The organism is Promicromonospora umidemergens (assembly GCF_024171995.1).
In the GTDB taxonomy this organism is placed as follows: Bacteria; Actinomycetota; Actinomycetes; order Actinomycetales; family Cellulomonadaceae; genus Promicromonospora; species Promicromonospora umidemergens.
Genome location: NZ_JAMTCT010000003.1, coordinates 180,694 through 194,816, shown reverse-complemented (window position 1 = coordinate 194,816; position 14,123 = coordinate 180,694). Strand labels below are relative to the sequence as shown.

General features: G+C 72.0%; 12 protein-coding genes and 1 riboswitch. Of the genes, 5 read left to right on the top strand and 7 right to left on the bottom strand.

The annotated features are described in order from the left end of the window. Positions 1-33 precede the first annotated feature (33 nt). Together APR04_RS06965 and APR04_RS06960 are read right to left on the bottom strand one after the other, a co-directional pair. Positions 34-1,470 carry an NAD(P)/FAD-dependent oxidoreductase gene (locus APR04_RS06965; protein WP_253868815.1) on the bottom strand — a complete coding sequence of 479 codons (1,437 nt, stop codon included), beginning with the start codon at positions 1,468-1,470 and terminating at the stop codon, positions 34-36. Positions 1,471-1,544: 74 nt separating this feature from the next. Next, positions 1,545-2,375, bottom strand: coding sequence for a hypothetical protein (locus APR04_RS06960; RefSeq protein ID WP_253868813.1), 831 nt, complete (start codon positions 2,373-2,375; stop codon positions 1,545-1,547). Between the two features lie 146 nt (positions 2,376-2,521). After that, positions 2,522-2,608: riboswitch (ZMP/ZTP riboswitch) on the top strand. Between the two features lie 97 nt (positions 2,609-2,705). On the opposite strand from APR04_RS06960, the gene glyA reads away from it, so the two are divergent. The 5 genes from glyA (at position 2,706) to APR04_RS06935 (ending at position 7,362) form a co-directional block, all read left to right on the top strand. Beyond that, on the top strand, positions 2,706-3,980 hold the full coding sequence (gene glyA, locus APR04_RS06955; RefSeq protein WP_253868812.1) for a serine hydroxymethyltransferase: 1,275 nt from the start codon (positions 2,706-2,708) through the stop codon (positions 3,978-3,980). A gap of 3 nt (positions 3,981-3,983) precedes the next feature. Beyond that, positions 3,984-4,868 (top strand): bifunctional methylenetetrahydrofolate dehydrogenase/methenyltetrahydrofolate cyclohydrolase, encoded by an 885-nt coding sequence (locus APR04_RS06950; protein ID WP_253868810.1) that lies wholly within the window; start codon positions 3,984-3,986, stop codon positions 4,866-4,868. Positions 4,869-5,243: 375 nt separating this feature from the next. After that, positions 5,244-5,879 carry a flavin reductase family protein gene (locus APR04_RS06945; RefSeq protein WP_253868808.1) on the top strand — a complete coding sequence of 212 codons (636 nt, stop codon included), beginning with the start codon at positions 5,244-5,246 and terminating at the stop codon, positions 5,877-5,879. A gap of 125 nt (positions 5,880-6,004) precedes the next feature. Beyond that, positions 6,005-6,487 carry a VOC family protein gene (locus tag APR04_RS06940; protein WP_253868806.1) on the top strand — a complete coding sequence of 161 codons (483 nt, stop codon included), beginning with the start codon at positions 6,005-6,007 and terminating at the stop codon, positions 6,485-6,487. 50 nt (positions 6,488-6,537) lie between these two features. Beyond that, a complete protein-coding gene (locus tag APR04_RS06935) occupies positions 6,538-7,362 on the top strand; it encodes an exodeoxyribonuclease III (RefSeq protein ID WP_253868804.1) in 825 nt (274 codons plus the stop codon). A 133-nt stretch (positions 7,363-7,495) separates the two neighbouring features. On the opposite strand, the gene APR04_RS06930 is transcribed toward APR04_RS06935, so the two are convergent. The 5 genes from APR04_RS06930 to APR04_RS06910 all read right to left on the bottom strand — a co-directional run bounded on the left by APR04_RS06930 (position 7,496) and on the right by APR04_RS06910 (position 14,120). Continuing rightward, positions 7,496-8,674 carry an ABC transporter permease gene (locus APR04_RS06930; protein WP_253868802.1) on the bottom strand — a complete coding sequence of 393 codons (1,179 nt, stop codon included), beginning with the start codon at positions 8,672-8,674 and terminating at the stop codon, positions 7,496-7,498. Next, entirely contained in the window at positions 8,671-9,441 is a 771-nt protein-coding gene (locus tag APR04_RS06925) for an ABC transporter ATP-binding protein (protein WP_253868800.1), read from the bottom strand. The genes APR04_RS06930 and APR04_RS06925 overlap by 4 nt, the downstream gene beginning before the upstream one ends. After that, a complete protein-coding gene (locus APR04_RS06920; RefSeq protein WP_253868798.1) occupies positions 9,438-10,520 on the bottom strand; it encodes a permuted SH3 domain-containing protein in 1,083 nt (360 codons plus the stop codon). Before APR04_RS06920 ends, APR04_RS06925 begins: the two co-directional genes overlap by 4 nt. Positions 10,521-10,790: 270 nt before the next feature. Beyond that, complete coding sequence (gene galK / locus APR04_RS06915) at positions 10,791-12,023, bottom strand: galactokinase (RefSeq protein WP_253868796.1); 1,233 nt, start codon at positions 12,021-12,023, stop codon at positions 10,791-10,793. 21 nt (positions 12,024-12,044) lie between these two features. Then, complete coding sequence (locus APR04_RS06910; RefSeq protein ID WP_253868794.1) at positions 12,045-14,120, bottom strand: beta-galactosidase; 2,076 nt, start codon at positions 14,118-14,120, stop codon at positions 12,045-12,047. Between the last annotated feature and the right edge of the window lie 3 nt (positions 14,121-14,123).

The following is a 14,123-nucleotide window of genomic DNA, read 5'->3' as shown; positions in this document are numbered from 1 at the left end:
GCTCCTTCGACGTCGGGCGTTACGAGCAGCCAATCAGGCCTCGAGGCTCAGGCCAAGTGCATCGAGCGACCGAAGCAGCGTGTTGCGGCGCCCGCCCTGGTGATCTGCCTGGTCCAGCGCCTGGCGGGTGGCCCGGAGGCCGAGCGCCGCTATCGGCTCCGGCGGGAACGGCAGCGGCGTCCGCCGGACCAGCGCCAGCGCCGTGCGCTCGGTGGCGGGTGAACCGTCGAGGGTGTCGAGGCGGTCCAGCATGACCTGCGCGGCGAAGTGGCTCCCTGCGACGCCGCGGCCCGCGAGGCCGGCCGCGTGCTGCACCCGGCCGCCGGCCGCCTGGCCGAAGAACGCTCCGGACCGGGTCGACAGGTCGACCGCCCCCGACCACCGGTGGGTCAGCCGGATGCCCTCGAGCTGAGGGAAGGTCGTCAGCAGGTGCTCGGCGAGCCGCCGGTGCGTCTCCGGCCCGGCGTCGGGCCCGCCGAAGACTATCCGGTGATCGGCAGTCAACCGGTAGTAGTGGGACCGGTTCGCCAGGTCGGCGAGGCCCTGCCGCCCGCGCCAGCCGATCGCGCCCAGCAGCTCGGCGGACAGCGGCTCCGTCGCGATGAGGTGCTCGCGGGCGGGAACGGTGTGGTGCCGGTAGCGCCGCAGCAGGGACGGGAACGCGCTGGTCCCGAGGAGCACACGGTCAGCCAGCACGGCCGCCTCGCCGGCGGGCGACGTCGTGCGCAGGACGACGGCGTCGCGCGCACCGCGGCCCGCACGGGTCAGGCCGGTCACCCGGGTCCGCTGGAAGATCTCCACGCCGAGCTCGCTCGCGATCCGTGCCAGCTCGGTCGCCAGGCGTGCGGGGTGCACCAGCGCGGCGTCGTCGGGCCGGAGGAGGCCCGCCTCATAGGTGGGGCTCGAGACCTCGGCGCGCAGCTTCGCGCGGTCGAGGAACGTGTGCGTGGCACCGGTGCGGGCGGCACGCGCGGCGGCGTCCTGCAGCCAGTCGATCTGGTACGGCTCGACCGCCAGGTCGATCACGCCGGTGCGTTCCCACTGGCAGTCCAGGCCCAGGTCGCTCACCGCCGACCCGATGGCCGTGAGGTTCTCCTGGCCGAGGCGCGCCAGGGTCTCGGGATCGTCGGGCGGGCGGCCACGGTCGTGACTGTCGCCGCGCGTGAGGCGCGCCCCGCAGAACCCGCCGTTGCGCCCGGACGCCGCCCACCCCACCGAACGGCCCTCCACCAGGACCACCCGAGCGCCGGGGTGCCGCTGCTTCGCGCGCAGCGCCGACCACAGGCCGGTGTACCCGCCGCCGACCACCGCGATGTCGGCCCGGACCGGGTCCGACAGCGCGGGGTAGCCGGCGCGCTCAGCCAGGTCGTCCAGCCAGAACACCACGTGCCGAGCCTCGCCAAGGGCATGGTCGACGACGACCCGGGCCGGGACGTTGCGCTCGAAGACAGTCCGCTGGAGACCGGTCATACCGCGAATCTAGCCAATGTGCGGTGACCGCTGGTTTCGGCCGGATGAGCGGCAGATGACGGTGCAGGTCAGGTTCACTTGCCGAGGCAGATCGTCTCGTAGCTGCGCTGCGCGTCGAAGCCGAGCTTGATCCGGTCGGCGGTCCCGTCCGGGCACTTGCTGGTGCCGATCGTGAGACCGACCACCTCGCGCGTGTCCTTCGACGAGCACTTCGCCTCGCGGCCGTCCTCGGTCACGCAGTCGCCGGTCATGAGCTGGCCGCCGCCCATCCCCGGGTCACCCGGGTGGTCGTCCGACAGGTTGCGGGCACATACCGCCTGGGTCGCGCCGCCGGCGTGGCCATCCTTCTGAAAGACGATGTCGGTACCGGTCGGACAGTGCGCCTGCCCGATGGACACCGCGTCCTGGATGTCGAGGACCGTGACCGTGGCCTCGGCGTCGTCGCAGGCCAGAGGGCGGTAGGTGTCCGTGGCGGCGCCGGCGTCCGCGGCCGTCGGGTCCGGTCCGGCACACGCGTCGACCGCCCAGCTCGCGGTGCTCTCCTCGGTGGCGTCGGGCCCGAAGAAGTGGAAGCCGACGCCGCCGATGACGCCGGCGGCGACCAGGAACGCGACGACGGACCAGATCCAGTCCCGTCGGCCGCCGGTCCTGCGTCCCTTGCCGTCGTCGTCGCTCCTGGAGGGATCCGCTGCCGGCCGGCCAGGGCCGGGCGGCAGATGGCGGGACTGGGCACGGGTGGCGAACTGGCCGGACCGGGGGTGGTCGGCGGGGGCCGGCCGGGGCTGTGGCTGGTTCGTTCGGAAGGGACCGGGCTGTGGCTGTCCGCCGGGCTGGAACTGGCCGGAGGCGGGACGGTCTGGCTGGTGTTCCGGGACACCTGCATCCGGTGACACGGGGTAGGGCATGGGCGGCACCATAGCGACGTACGGGTGAATCGCGAAAGGGTCTCAGGTACGTTCGTTGTGATCACGGGCCTCAGGCGCGAGGTCGGAGTCGACGGTGGAGTCGTCGGGCGGTCGCCGGGTACGGGCTCCGACCGCCGCTGCTACGATCTTCGGGTCGTGACTGGCGTCAGGTGGATCACCACCGGGGAGCGACGAGTCATGCTGACGACGGGTCGTTCGCCTGGGCCCCGGGTCACCTCGTGAAGGGTGTGCGCCCGGGCAGACATGTCACGGTGCGTGTGCCCTCCACCGCCGTCCGACCACTCCCCGTACCGCATGAATCGAGGAACCATGAGCGCTCCCGACCCGCTCTCCACCCCGCTCGCCGAGCTCGACCCCGAGATCGCCGCCGTCCTCGACGGTGAGCTGGCGCGCCAGCGCGACACGCTCGAGATGATCGCGTCCGAGAACTTCGTGCCGCGCGCAGTCCTGGAGGCCCAGGGCTCGGTCCTGACGAACAAGTACGCCGAGGGCTATCCGGGGCGTCGCTACTACGGTGGCTGTGAGCAGGTCGACATCGCGGAGAACCTCGCGATCGCCCGCGCCAAGGACCTGTTCGGCGCCGAGCACGCCAACGTCCAGCCGCACTCCGGCGCCCAGGCCAACGCGGCGGTGCTGCATGCCCTGATCAACGCCGGTGACAAGATCCTCGGGCTCGAGCTGGCCCACGGCGGCCACCTCACGCACGGCATGAAGATCAACTTCAGCGGCAAGCTGTACGACGTCGGCTCGTACGGTGTGGACCCGCAGTCCTACCGCATCGAGATGGACGAGGTCCGCAAGAAGGCGCTGGAGCACCGGCCCGACGTCATCATCGCCGGCTGGTCCGCCTACCCGCGTCAGCTCGACTTCGCCGCCTTCCGCGAGGTCGCCGACGAGGTGGGCGCCAAGCTGTGGGTCGACATGGCGCACTTCGCCGGGCTCGTCGCGGCAGACCTGCACCCGTCCCCGGTGCCGTACGCCGACGTCGTCTCCTCGACCGTGCACAAGACGATCGGCGGGCCGCGCTCCGGCTTCATCCTCTCCAAGGAGGAGTACGCCAAGAAGATCAACTCCGCCGTGTTCCCTGGCCAGCAGGGCGGCCCGCTCATGCACGTGATCGCCGCCAAGGCGGTCTCGTTCAAGATCGCGGGGACCGACGCGTTCAAGGACCGGCAGGAGCGCACGCTGCGGGGAGCCTCGATCATCGCGGAGCGCCTCTCCCAGCCCGACGTCGCAGCGGCCGGCGCGTCCGTCCTGACCGGCGGCACCGACGTGCACCTGGTGCTCGTGGACCTGCGGAACTCGGACCTGGACGGCCAGCAGGCCGAGGATCTCCTGCACGACGCAGGGATCACCGTGAACCGCAATGCCGTCCCGTTCGACCCGCGGCCGCCGCGCGTCACCTCGGGCCTGCGGATCGGTACGCCGGCGCTCGCCACGCGCGGGTTCGGCGACGCCGAGTTCACCGAGGTCGCCGACATCATCGCGACGGCCCTGAAGAACGGCGCCGCGACGGACGTGGACGCCCTCTCCGCGCGGGTGGCGAAGCTGACCGCCGAGTTCCCGCTCTACCCGGGGCTCTGACCTATGACGGCACAGATCTTGGACGGGAAGGCCACCGCCGCGTCGATCAAGGCGGAGCTGAAGGTGCGGGTCACGGCGCTCCGCGAGCGCGGCGTCGTGCCAGGGCTCGGCACCCTGCTCGTGGGCGAGGACCCGGGCTCGCAGTGGTACGTCGCGGGCAAGCACCGCGACTGCGCCGAGGTCGGCATCGCGTCGATCCGGGAGGACCTCCCGGCCGACGCCACGCAGGAGGACATCGAGGCAGCGGTCCGCCGGCTGAACGAGGACCCGGCCTGTACCGGGTACATCGTCCAGCTGCCGCTGCCGAAGGGCATCGACACCAACCGGGTGCTCGAGCTCGTCGACCCCGACAAGGACGCCGACGGCCTGCACCCCACCAACCTGGGGCGCCTCGTGCTGCGGGTCAACGAGGAGATCACCTCCTCGCTGCCCTGCACCCCGCGCGGCATCATCGAGCTGGTGGAGCGGCACGGCATCAAGCTCGCGGGCAAGGAGATCGTGGTCCTTGGCCGCGGTGTCACCGTGGGCCGCCCGATCGGTCTGCTGCTCACGCGGCGCGCCGTGAACGCCACGGTCACCCTGACGCACACGGGCACCACCGACCTCGCCGGCCTGGTCAGGCGGGCCGACGTCGTCGTGGCCGCCGCGGGCGTCAAGGGCATCGTCTCCGGCGACATGGTCAAGCCGGGCGCCGTGCTGATCGACGTCGGCGTCTCGCGCGAGACCGACCCGGAGACGGGCAAGTCGCGCGTCGTGGGCGACGTGTCGCCCGAGGCGGCCGAGGTCGCGGGCTGGGTGTCGCCGAACCCGGGCGGCGTCGGTCCTATGACGCGGGCGATGCTGCTGGCGAACGTCGTGGAGTCGGCGGAGCGGGCGCTGGCGGGCTGAGCGCCTGTTCTCCGGCCGACGCCGGGGCGTGCCCCTGTGGGGAGACGCCCCGGCGTCGGCCGTTGTGCTGGGGCCCGAGGCCCGCACGCCGGGTCGTCGAACGTAGGAGTAGTCGCTGCTGCATCCGCCCAACGTAGGAGTACTAGCCGCATAGGCCCTCATAAAGCGACTGAGCCTACGGTCGGCGGATCGGCACAGCCATGGCCGGCTACTGCCTGGGCTCGTGGCAACCCGTTCGGATCGCGTCGGGCTCCGTATGCGCCTCTACGCCGACTACGGCCGCGCCGGCTGAACGAACGTCAGAGCTCGTGCAGGCCCGCACGCGACGGCCGAATGCCGCCAGACCCCGTGCCGGGGCAGCGCCAGGCTGGACGTATGCACAGGACGATCGACCTCAAGGTCATGTACTTCGGCACGCCAGTGGTGCTCATCTCGACACGGAATCCCGACGGGTCGGCCAACCTCGCGCCCATCTCGTCCGCGTGGTGGCTCAACGACCACTGCGTGCTGGGCGTGGGCGACTCCGCCCAGACATCCGCGAACCTTCACCGGGAACGAGAGTGCGTGCTGAATCTGGTCCCGTCCGACATGGTCGACGCCGTGGATCAGCTGGCGCTCACCACGGGAAAGCCTGAGCCATCGCCGCGCAAGGCGGCGATGGGGTACGAGTTCGTCCGGGACAAGTTCGCCCTGGCCGGCCTCACGGAGCAGGTGTCCGACATGGTCGAGGCGCCGCGTGTGGCCGAGTGCCCGGTGCAGCTCGAATGCGCCCTGGTCCACGAGACCCGGCTCGGCTCGCCGGGATCCGCGGCGGCGGTCTTCCAGGTCCGCGTGCTGCGTAGCCACGTCGCCGAGGAGCTGGTGATCCCCGGGACGCAGCACGTTGACCCCGTGGGCTGGGACCCGTTGATCATGAAGTTCTGCGAGTTCTTCGGCGGCGGCTCCCTGGCCCGGCCGTCGCGCCTGGCCGAGGCGTGGCAGATGCCGCACAGCGGCTTGCCCACGCGCTAAGGCCTGGGCCTCGCCGTGTTGCGGGCCCGTCCTGCCGTGGGCGGTGGCCGATGAGTTTCGCGCGAACGGCGGGTCGGACTGGGGGACGGGGCCGATGGCGCCCCCGACCAACCCAGGAGGACACGATGGTCACTGTTCGAGCGCATCTCTGGTTCGCCAACAACAAGGCCGGTGAGGCCGCCGCGTTCTACGCAGAGCACATCCCCGGCTCGTCCGTCGACAACGTCGTGAAGGCGCCGGAGGACGCGCCGGGTGCCGAGCCGGGCGCGGACTTCGTCGTGGAGTTCACGGTGGGCGGTCTGCCCGTCACCGGGCTGAACGCTGGGCCGCACGTCACGCTGAACGAGTCGTTCTCGTTCTACCTGTCCGTCGAGGGGCAGGAGGAGGTCGACCACTACTGGGACCTCCTGACCGCCGGCGGCGGCGAGCCCGGCGCCTGCGGCTGGCTCAAGGACAAGTTCGGGGTGTCCTGGCAGGTGATCCCCCAGGAGCTCGAGCAGCTCTCCGGCACGTACTCGACGCCTGCGCAGATCGCCACGATGAACGCGATGCTCAAGATGGGCAAGATAGACGTCGCGGCGCTGAAGGCAGCCCACGACGGGGCGTGACGGGATCGGGGCCGGCGGCCGCTGTCAGAGGTGGCCGTTAGGCTTCCCCGGTGCCCCTGATCGTCGCCACTGCCAATGTCAACGGGATCCGCGCGGCCGTCCGCCGCGGCATGGACTCCTGGATCGCCACACGTACGCCCGACGTGCTCCTGCTGCAGGAGGTGCGCGCTCCTGACAAGGTCGCCCGCGAGCTGCTCGACGGCTGGCACGTTGCACATGCCGAGAGCGAGGTCAAGGGACGCGCCGGGGTGCTCGTGGCGTCCCGGCTGCCGCTCGGCGAGGTGCGGACGGGCCTGGCGGCCTACGGCCCCGACGGTGCGGTGGAGTCGGGCCCTGACACCGGCCGCTGGGTCGAGGCGGACATCCAGCTGCCCGACGGCGGCACGCTCACCGCCGTCTCCGCCTACCTCCACTCCGGGTCGACCAAGCCGGGCGAGGAGCACACGATGGTGGCCAAGTACGCCTACCTGAAGAAGGTGTCGGCGCGCCTGGCAGAGCTCTCCGCTGCGGAGGCTCCCGCGGTCGTGGCCGGCGACCTCAACATCGCCCATCAGAACGTTGACATGAAGAACTGGAAGGGCAACCTGAAGAGCGCCGGCTTCCTGCCCGAGGAGCGCGCGTACGTGACGCACTGGCTCGACGAGCTCGGCTGGACCGACCTCGGGCGCGCACACGCCGGCGACGGACCCGGCCCGTACACGTGGTGGTCCTGGCGCGGCAAGGCGTACGACAACGACGCCGGCTGGCGTATCGACTACCAGCTCGCCAACCGGGCCCTCGCGGGTGCGTGCCGCAAGGTCGAGGTCGACCGCGCCCCCACCTACGCCGAGCGCTGGAGCGACCACGCCCCGGTAGTGGCCACCTACGAGCCGTAGACGGGCCGCCCGCCCGTCAGCTCCCCTTCGAGACCTACGTTCCTTCGCTTTCAGCCTGCCCAAAGCGAAGAAACGTAGGTCTCGAAGGGGACTGGCGGGCGCAGCCCTGGCCGCCGGCCGGCCACGCCCGCCGTCAGTAGCGGATCGCGTCGATGACCTTGACGCGGACCGCGTAGATCGCCGGGATCAGGCCCGCCAGGGCACCGATGCCGATCGCGCACGCCATGCCCACCAGCGCGGCGTCGAACGGGAAGCCCGGCAGGTCGTCGATCGGCCGGCCGAAGATGCGGTCGATCGGGATGTTCTTGATGATCGCCACGGCGATCACCACCCCGACCACGCCTGCGACGGTGGTCGCGACCACCGACTCCATGAGGACGCCGAAGAACACGCGGCCGCTCGTCGCCCCGAACGACCGGCGGATGCCGATCTCCCGGATCCGGTAGCGCACCGTGACGAGCGCGATGTTGAGCAGGCCGAGCCCGCCCAGCAGCAGCGCGAACCCGCCCACGCCGAGCACGAGGTACTGCAGCACGCGGTCGATCACCAGCGGGTCCTCCTGCGGCGGCTGCACGTCGAACGGCACGCCGGCCGCCGCCAGGTCGCGAGGCAGCACCGCGGCGAACTCCTCGGCGAGCTCCGGCGGCACCCAGAACCGGTACGCGTCGGCCATGACCCGGTCCGGGAACCAGTGCATCGCCTGGTCGAACAGCAGCAGGGCACGCGGCCCCTCGTCGTTCCACTGCACGGGTATCTCGCCGATCACGGTGGCGGCGACCGGCGTCTCGCCTTCGATCACGACCGTCGGGTGCGTCGTGGCGGAGGCGCCGTCGGCGTACGTGTCCAGGAAGGCCTGGTTGACCACGAGCACGGGAGCCAGCCGCTCGGTGTCGGTGTCGCTGAACCAGCGGCCCTCCTCCATGCCCTGGCGGGTGATGGTCTCGTGGTCGACGTCGACGGCCGACCACTCGACGTAGTCACCGGGCTGGGCGCCACGGACCTTCAGGTCGGCCGTCGCCTGCACGGAGTGGTACGAGATGTCGTGCCGCTCGGTGACTCCGTCGACCGCGGCGTCCACCTCGGCGGGCGACATGTTCCCGCTGCCCATGGACCAGGCCTGGAGGGTGGTGTCCCGGCCGGACATACGCTCGGTCTCCTCCTGCATGGCCTGACCGACCATGGTCACGGCCGCCGTGATGCCGGTGATCGCGGTGACGGCGCAGGCGACGCCGATCAGCGCCAGGAGCACCCGCACCCGGTGGATCCGTAGCTCGTCCCAGGCCTCGAGGACCGCGCCGACGATGCCGGTCATGTGGTCAGCCTCGCCGTCTCGGCGACGGCGATGGTCGCGACGGCCGCGTTCTCGGCCACCGCGGCGGGCGCGTCGAGGTGGATCGGGACCAGGACGCCGTCGGCCAGCCGGAACTGGCGGTCGGCGCGAGCCGCGATCGCCAGGTCGTGCGTGATGGTGACCAGCGCCGACCCGGTCTCGCTCGCGGCGTCGTCCAGGAGGGTCATGATGGCCTGGCCGGTCTCGACGTCGAGGGCACCCGTCGGCTCGTCGGCGAGGATGACCCGCGGCCCGCGCACGAGCGCGCGGGCGATGGCGACGCGCTGCTGCTCGCCGCCGGAGAGCTTCTCCGGCCGGGTGTCGAGCCGTTCGCCCAGGCCGACGCGCGTGAGGGACTGCGTGGCGAGCTTCGTCCGGTTCCAGAACTGCTTGCCGCGTGCGTACAGCAGGGGCGCGGCGACGTTCTCGAGCGCCGTGCGTCCCTGCAGCAGGTTGAACTGCTGGAACACGAAGCCGAAGTCGTCGCCCCGCCGCCGGGCCAGGGCCCGGCTGCGCAGGCGGCCGACCGGCTCGCCCTCCAGGAGGTACTCGCCGGAGGTGGGGGAGTCGAGCAGCCCCAGGATGTTCAGCAGCGTGGACTTGCCGGTGCCTGAGCGGCCGACGATCGCGACGTGCTCGCCCGGGCCGACCGTCAGGTCGACTCCGCGGAGGATCTCGAGGGTGCTGCCGTTCGGCAGCTCGACGTGCCGGGTGACGCCCTGCAGGTCGACGAGCGGAGTGGCCGTCATCCGAAGCACTCCTCCTCGAACGCCTGCATCGTCTCCATGTCGCCGTCCATCGACGCCTGGTCGTAGGCGGCCATGTCGTCGCAGTCGACGCCGCCCTCTGTACCGTCGTCGACGGGGATGAACTCCAGGATCTCCTCGCCCGGCTTCAGGCCCTTGGTGATCTCCACCTGCAGGCCGTCGGTCAGACCGAGCGTCACCTCGCGGGGCTCGGCCTCCGCACCCTCCTCGGCGACCGTCCACACCTTGCCGGTCTGCGAGGTGCCGAGCACCGCGCTGATCGGGACGACCACGACGCCCTTCGCGTTGCCGTTGGTGATCTCGATCTCCCCGCCGAGGCCGGAGAACGCCTTGATCTTGGACGGGATGGAGCAGCTGACGGCGCCGGTGGCGGCATCGGTGGGCGCTTCCGCCATGACCTCGTCGCCGCCTTCGCCGCCCGCGCCACCAGGTGCCTCGCCGATGGTGAGCCCGGTGCAGGTGAACGGTGCGGGGCCGCCCTTGAGCGTCACCTGCGCCCTCCCGGCTGCGCCGACGAGCCGGTACTGCTGGTCGGCGGTCAGCGTGCCCGAGACGGACAGCGTGCCGGGGGAGACGGTGCCGAGGACCTCGCCGACGGTGACCGCCTGGTCCTTGAGCACCGTGATGTCGACGGTGCCGTCGACGGGCGCGAGGGCCGAGGTCCAGATGACCTCCGGCTCCTGCTCGGTGACGGTCTCCTCGCCGGTCTTCTCGTCGACCTCGACGACGGGCTCGACGAGCTCCTCGGTCTTGATCCACAGGACGCGGGTGTCCGTGCCGACCTCCGCGTCGTCCACCTCGATCTCGGCGATGACACCGTCGGCGGTGGCCTTGATCTCGACGGGCGGGTCGGAGACCACGGAGGCAGGCACCGTCACCGCGTTGGTGACGGAGCCCTTCTCGACGGCGATGACCGACTCGCTGATCTCGCCGGTGGGCTGGAGCGCGTCCGGCGGGTCGAGCTCGGCTCCCTTGAGGGCGAGTGCGACGAGCGCTGCGGCGATCACCGCCCAGATGATGATCCTGGCGGTGGGGAAGACGTACTGGCGGACGGCACCCATGTGGGCTCCTCGCGGCGGGGACATTGGGGGCTGCGGACTGGCAGCCCGGCGGACATTAGCGCAGGTCCAGGGCGGGACGGGATGAAAATACGGGGTGAAGCCAACATTTTGCGTGGAGCGGGCGACCTGCTGGGGCACCGGCCCGCAGCCGCGCGACACACACTACTCCGCGATGCGCGATACCGCCGGAAAGCCTGCTTCGTCGTGAGCGTGATCGTTGCGACCTGGCGTCCGTCACAGGCGCAACGATCACGCTCACAGCAAGACGGGCTATGCCGCCGGGGCGGAGGGCGGGGCCAGGAGGAACGCCGGGGGCGTCAGGTGCGCCTCCGCGAAGGCCTCCGCGACCACCTGGGCGACCATGTCGACGTCGGCCAGGCGGACCAGCGCGATGGCGCTCCCGCCGAACCCGCCGCCGGTCATGCGCGCGCCGAGCGCGCCCGCCGCCATGGCGGAGTCGACGACGAGGTCGAGCTCACGGCAGGAGACCTCGTAGTCGTCACGCAGCGAGGTGTGCGAGGCCAGCATGAACGGGCCGACGTCGGCGGCGCGGCCCTCCCGAACCAGGTCGGCGAAGCGCGCGGTGCGGTCGATCTCGGACACGACGTGCCGCACGCGGCGGCGCAGCACGCCGTCGGGGTCGTGCGGCTCGAGCTCGGCCAGCGCGCGGTCGATGCCCATGCCGCCGAGGGTCGGGGCGATCTCGCGGAGGGAGTCCAGCCCGAGCAGCTTCGCGGCCTGTTCGCAGGTGGCGCGGCGGGCGCCGTACTCGCCGTCGACGTGCGAGTGCTCGGCCCTTGTGTCGACGACCAGCAGCGTCAGGCCGGCCGTGGCCAGGTCGAACGGTACCGGCACGCCGGACTCCAGCGGGTTCAGGCCCGGCCGGAAGTCGAGCAGCAGCGCGTATCCCTCGCGGCAGCGCAGCGACGCCGACTGGTCGAGGCCACCGGTGGGCGCACCGGCGATCTCGTTCTCCGCGCGCCGGCTGGCCTCGACCAGCTCGGCTCGCCCGGCGTCGGACGCCGCGAGGCCGAGCCCCGCCACCGCGTCCAGGGCCACCGCCGCCGCTGCCTCCAGCGCCGCCGACGAGCTCAGCCCGGCCCCGAACGGCACGCACGAGTCGACGGCGGCGTCGAAGCCGCCGATCTTGTGGCCGGCCTCGGCCAGGGCCCAGGCGACGCCCGCGACGTAGGCGCCCCAGCCGCGCACCGCGCCGGGCGCGACGTCGGACAGGCGGGCCTCCCACACGCCCTCTGCCTGCGCTGACACCAGCCGGACCTGGTCGTCCTCGCGCGGGCGCAGCGCGATGTAGGTGCGGTGCGGCAGGGCGGTGGGCAGGCAGAGCCCGGCGTTGTAGTCGGTGTGCTCGCCGATGAGGTTGACCCGGCCGGGGGCGGACCAGACGCCCTCCGGGGGGCCGTCGAACGAACGGGTGAAGAGCTCGTCGACCCGGCGCGCGCCGTCCTCGGCGGTCCAGGCCTCGAGCCACTGCGGTTCAGTCATGGGGGACATTGTCTCTCGGCATCAGCGGGTGGTGGTGCGCAGCACCCGGACCGCGCCGGCCGGCACGTCGACGTCGTCCGTCACCGCGTCGCCGGTGAGCAGGTCGGTGGCCGGCGAGCCGAGGGGGAGCCTCGCAGGGCCGTCGGTGTGGTTGATCGCCACGGTGTAGGTGCCGCCGTCCCCGGTGCGGTGCACCACCTCCAGTCCCGCCACGGTGTCCGACGGCGCCAGGCCAGCGCCCGCGTACACGTCGGCCATGACCGTGGCCAGGGTCTCGACGTCAAGGCTCGTCGAGACGTACCAGCCGGTGCCCGCGCCGTGGCGGTGCCGCGTGATGGCGGCGCCACCCGGCTTGGGGCCGTCCGTGTAGGTGCCGACGGGCTCGGCGCCGTCGAGCACGAGGTCGTCGGCCCAGACCGTGCCGGTGAGCGCCGTGGAGTCCATGCTCGCGCTGCCGGCGGACGCCGCCCCCGCGCGGTACGAGACGGTGATCGAGTCGTCCTCGCGGAGCGGCAGGAACTCTTCGACCCGTACGCCCAGCGCGTCGCGCAGCGGGGCCATGAGACCGCCGGGGTGCACGGCGTCGTGCTGGTCGACGATGCCGCTGAAGTAGCTGACCAGCAGCGTGCCGCCGGCCTCGACGTAGGCGGTGAGGTTCGCGGCGTCGTCTGCTGTGAGCAGGTACGACGCCGGCGCGACGACCAGCTTGTACCCCGAAAGGTCCTGGCTCGGCCGCGCCAGGTCGACGGTGTGGCCGTCGCGCCAGAGGCGGTCGTAGTAGGTGTCGACGCGCTCGCGGTGACGTGCGCCCTGGCTCGGCCGGAACTCGAGGTCCTGCGCCCAGAACGACTCGTAGTCCCACAGCAGGGCGACGTCCGCGTGCACCCGGGAGCCGGCCAGCTCGGTCAGCCGGCCGAGGTTCGCGCCCAGCTCGGTCACCTCGCGCCAGACCCGCGAACCGGTGCCGGCGTGGGGCAGCATCGCCGAGTGGAACTTCTCCGCGCCGGAGCGGGAGGCGCGCCACTGGAAGAACATGATCGCGTCCGCGCCGCGGCCCAGGTGCGAGAACGAGTTGCGGGCCAGCTCGCCTGGCCGCTTGGCGACGTTGCGGGGCTGCCAGTTCACCGCCGACGTCGAGTGCTCCAGCAGGAGCCACGGCTTGCCGCCGGCTACCGACCGGGTCAGGTCGGCGGCCAGCGCGAGGCCCACGTACCCGCGTGGGTCCGCCGCCTGCAGGTAGTGGTCGTTCGAGACGATGTCGACCTCCTTGCCCCACGCGAACAGGTCCGTGGCCGGGCAGCTGGCCGCCATGAAGTTCGTGGTGACGGGCGCGGTGGAGTGCTCGCGGACGGCGTCGCGCTCCGCGACGAAGCAGGCGCGCAGGGCGGCGTCGGAGAACCGCGCGAAGTCGAGCTGTTGCGCAGGGTTGGCCGGGGTGGTGGTCGCCGCCGGTACCTGCACGTGCTCCCAGTCCGCGTAGTGCTGGCCCCAGAAGGCGGTGCCCCAGGCGGCGTTCAGGCTGTCCAGCGAGCCGTACCGCTCGCGAAGCCACTCGCGGAACGCGCGCTGGGCGTGGACGGAGTAGTCGAGCGCCACCGGCGTGCCGTACTCGTTGTGCACGTGCCACCCCACGACGGCCGGGTGCTTGCCGTACCGCTCGGCCAGCTCGGTGGTGATGCGCAGCGCCGCCTCCCGGTACGCCGGCGCGGTCGGGGCCATGAGGCCGCGCCCGCCGGGACCCATCGGCGTGCCGGTCCGGTCGACCACCCGGGCATCGGGGTGGGCCGCGTACAGCCACGCCGGCGGGGCCGCTGTGGGCGTGGCGAGCAGCACCCGCACGCCGCCGTCGTGGAGCAGACCGATCACCCGGTCGAGCCAAGCGAAGTCGAACTCGCCCTCGCGCGGCTCCAGCAGCGCCCAGCTGAAGATGCCGAGGCTGACGAGGTTCACGCCCGCCTCGTTCATCAGCCGGACGTCCTCCGCCCAGACCTCCTCGGGCCACTGCTCCGGGTTGTAGTCGCCGCCGTAGCCGATCTGCTCGACGCCGGTCAGCCACCCGTCGTACTGCGGTCCGGGAACGAAGGGGGTCTGAGACATGTG

Excerpts from the sequence above, each read along its gene's own strand:
- glyA (WP_253868812.1), top strand. The coding sequence starts at position 2,706 with ATGAGCGCTCCCGACCCGCTCTCCACCCCGCTCGCCGAGCTCGACCCC.
- APR04_RS06930 (WP_253868802.1), bottom strand. The coding sequence starts at position 8,674 with ATGACCGGCATCGTCGGCGCGGTCCTCGAGGCCTGGGACGAGCTACGG.
- APR04_RS06950 (WP_253868810.1), top strand. The coding sequence starts at position 3,984 with ATGACGGCACAGATCTTGGACGGGAAGGCCACCGCCGCGTCGATCAAG.
- APR04_RS06960 (WP_253868813.1), bottom strand. The coding sequence starts at position 2,375 with ATGCCCTACCCCGTGTCACCGGATGCAGGTGTCCCGGAACACCAGCCA.
- APR04_RS06925 (WP_253868800.1), bottom strand. The coding sequence starts at position 9,441 with ATGACGGCCACTCCGCTCGTCGACCTGCAGGGCGTCACCCGGCACGTC.
- APR04_RS06965 (WP_253868815.1), bottom strand. The coding sequence starts at position 1,470 with ATGACCGGTCTCCAGCGGACTGTCTTCGAGCGCAACGTCCCGGCCCGG.
- APR04_RS06945 (WP_253868808.1), top strand. The coding sequence starts at position 5,244 with ATGCACAGGACGATCGACCTCAAGGTCATGTACTTCGGCACGCCAGTG.
- APR04_RS06920 (WP_253868798.1), bottom strand. The coding sequence starts at position 10,520 with ATGGGTGCCGTCCGCCAGTACGTCTTCCCCACCGCCAGGATCATCATC.
- APR04_RS06910 (WP_253868794.1), bottom strand. The coding sequence starts at position 14,120 with ATGTCTCAGACCCCCTTCGTTCCCGGACCGCAGTACGACGGGTGGCTG.
- APR04_RS06940 (WP_253868806.1), top strand. The coding sequence starts at position 6,005 with ATGGTCACTGTTCGAGCGCATCTCTGGTTCGCCAACAACAAGGCCGGT.
- galK (WP_253868796.1), bottom strand. The coding sequence starts at position 12,023 with ATGACTGAACCGCAGTGGCTCGAGGCCTGGACCGCCGAGGACGGCGCG.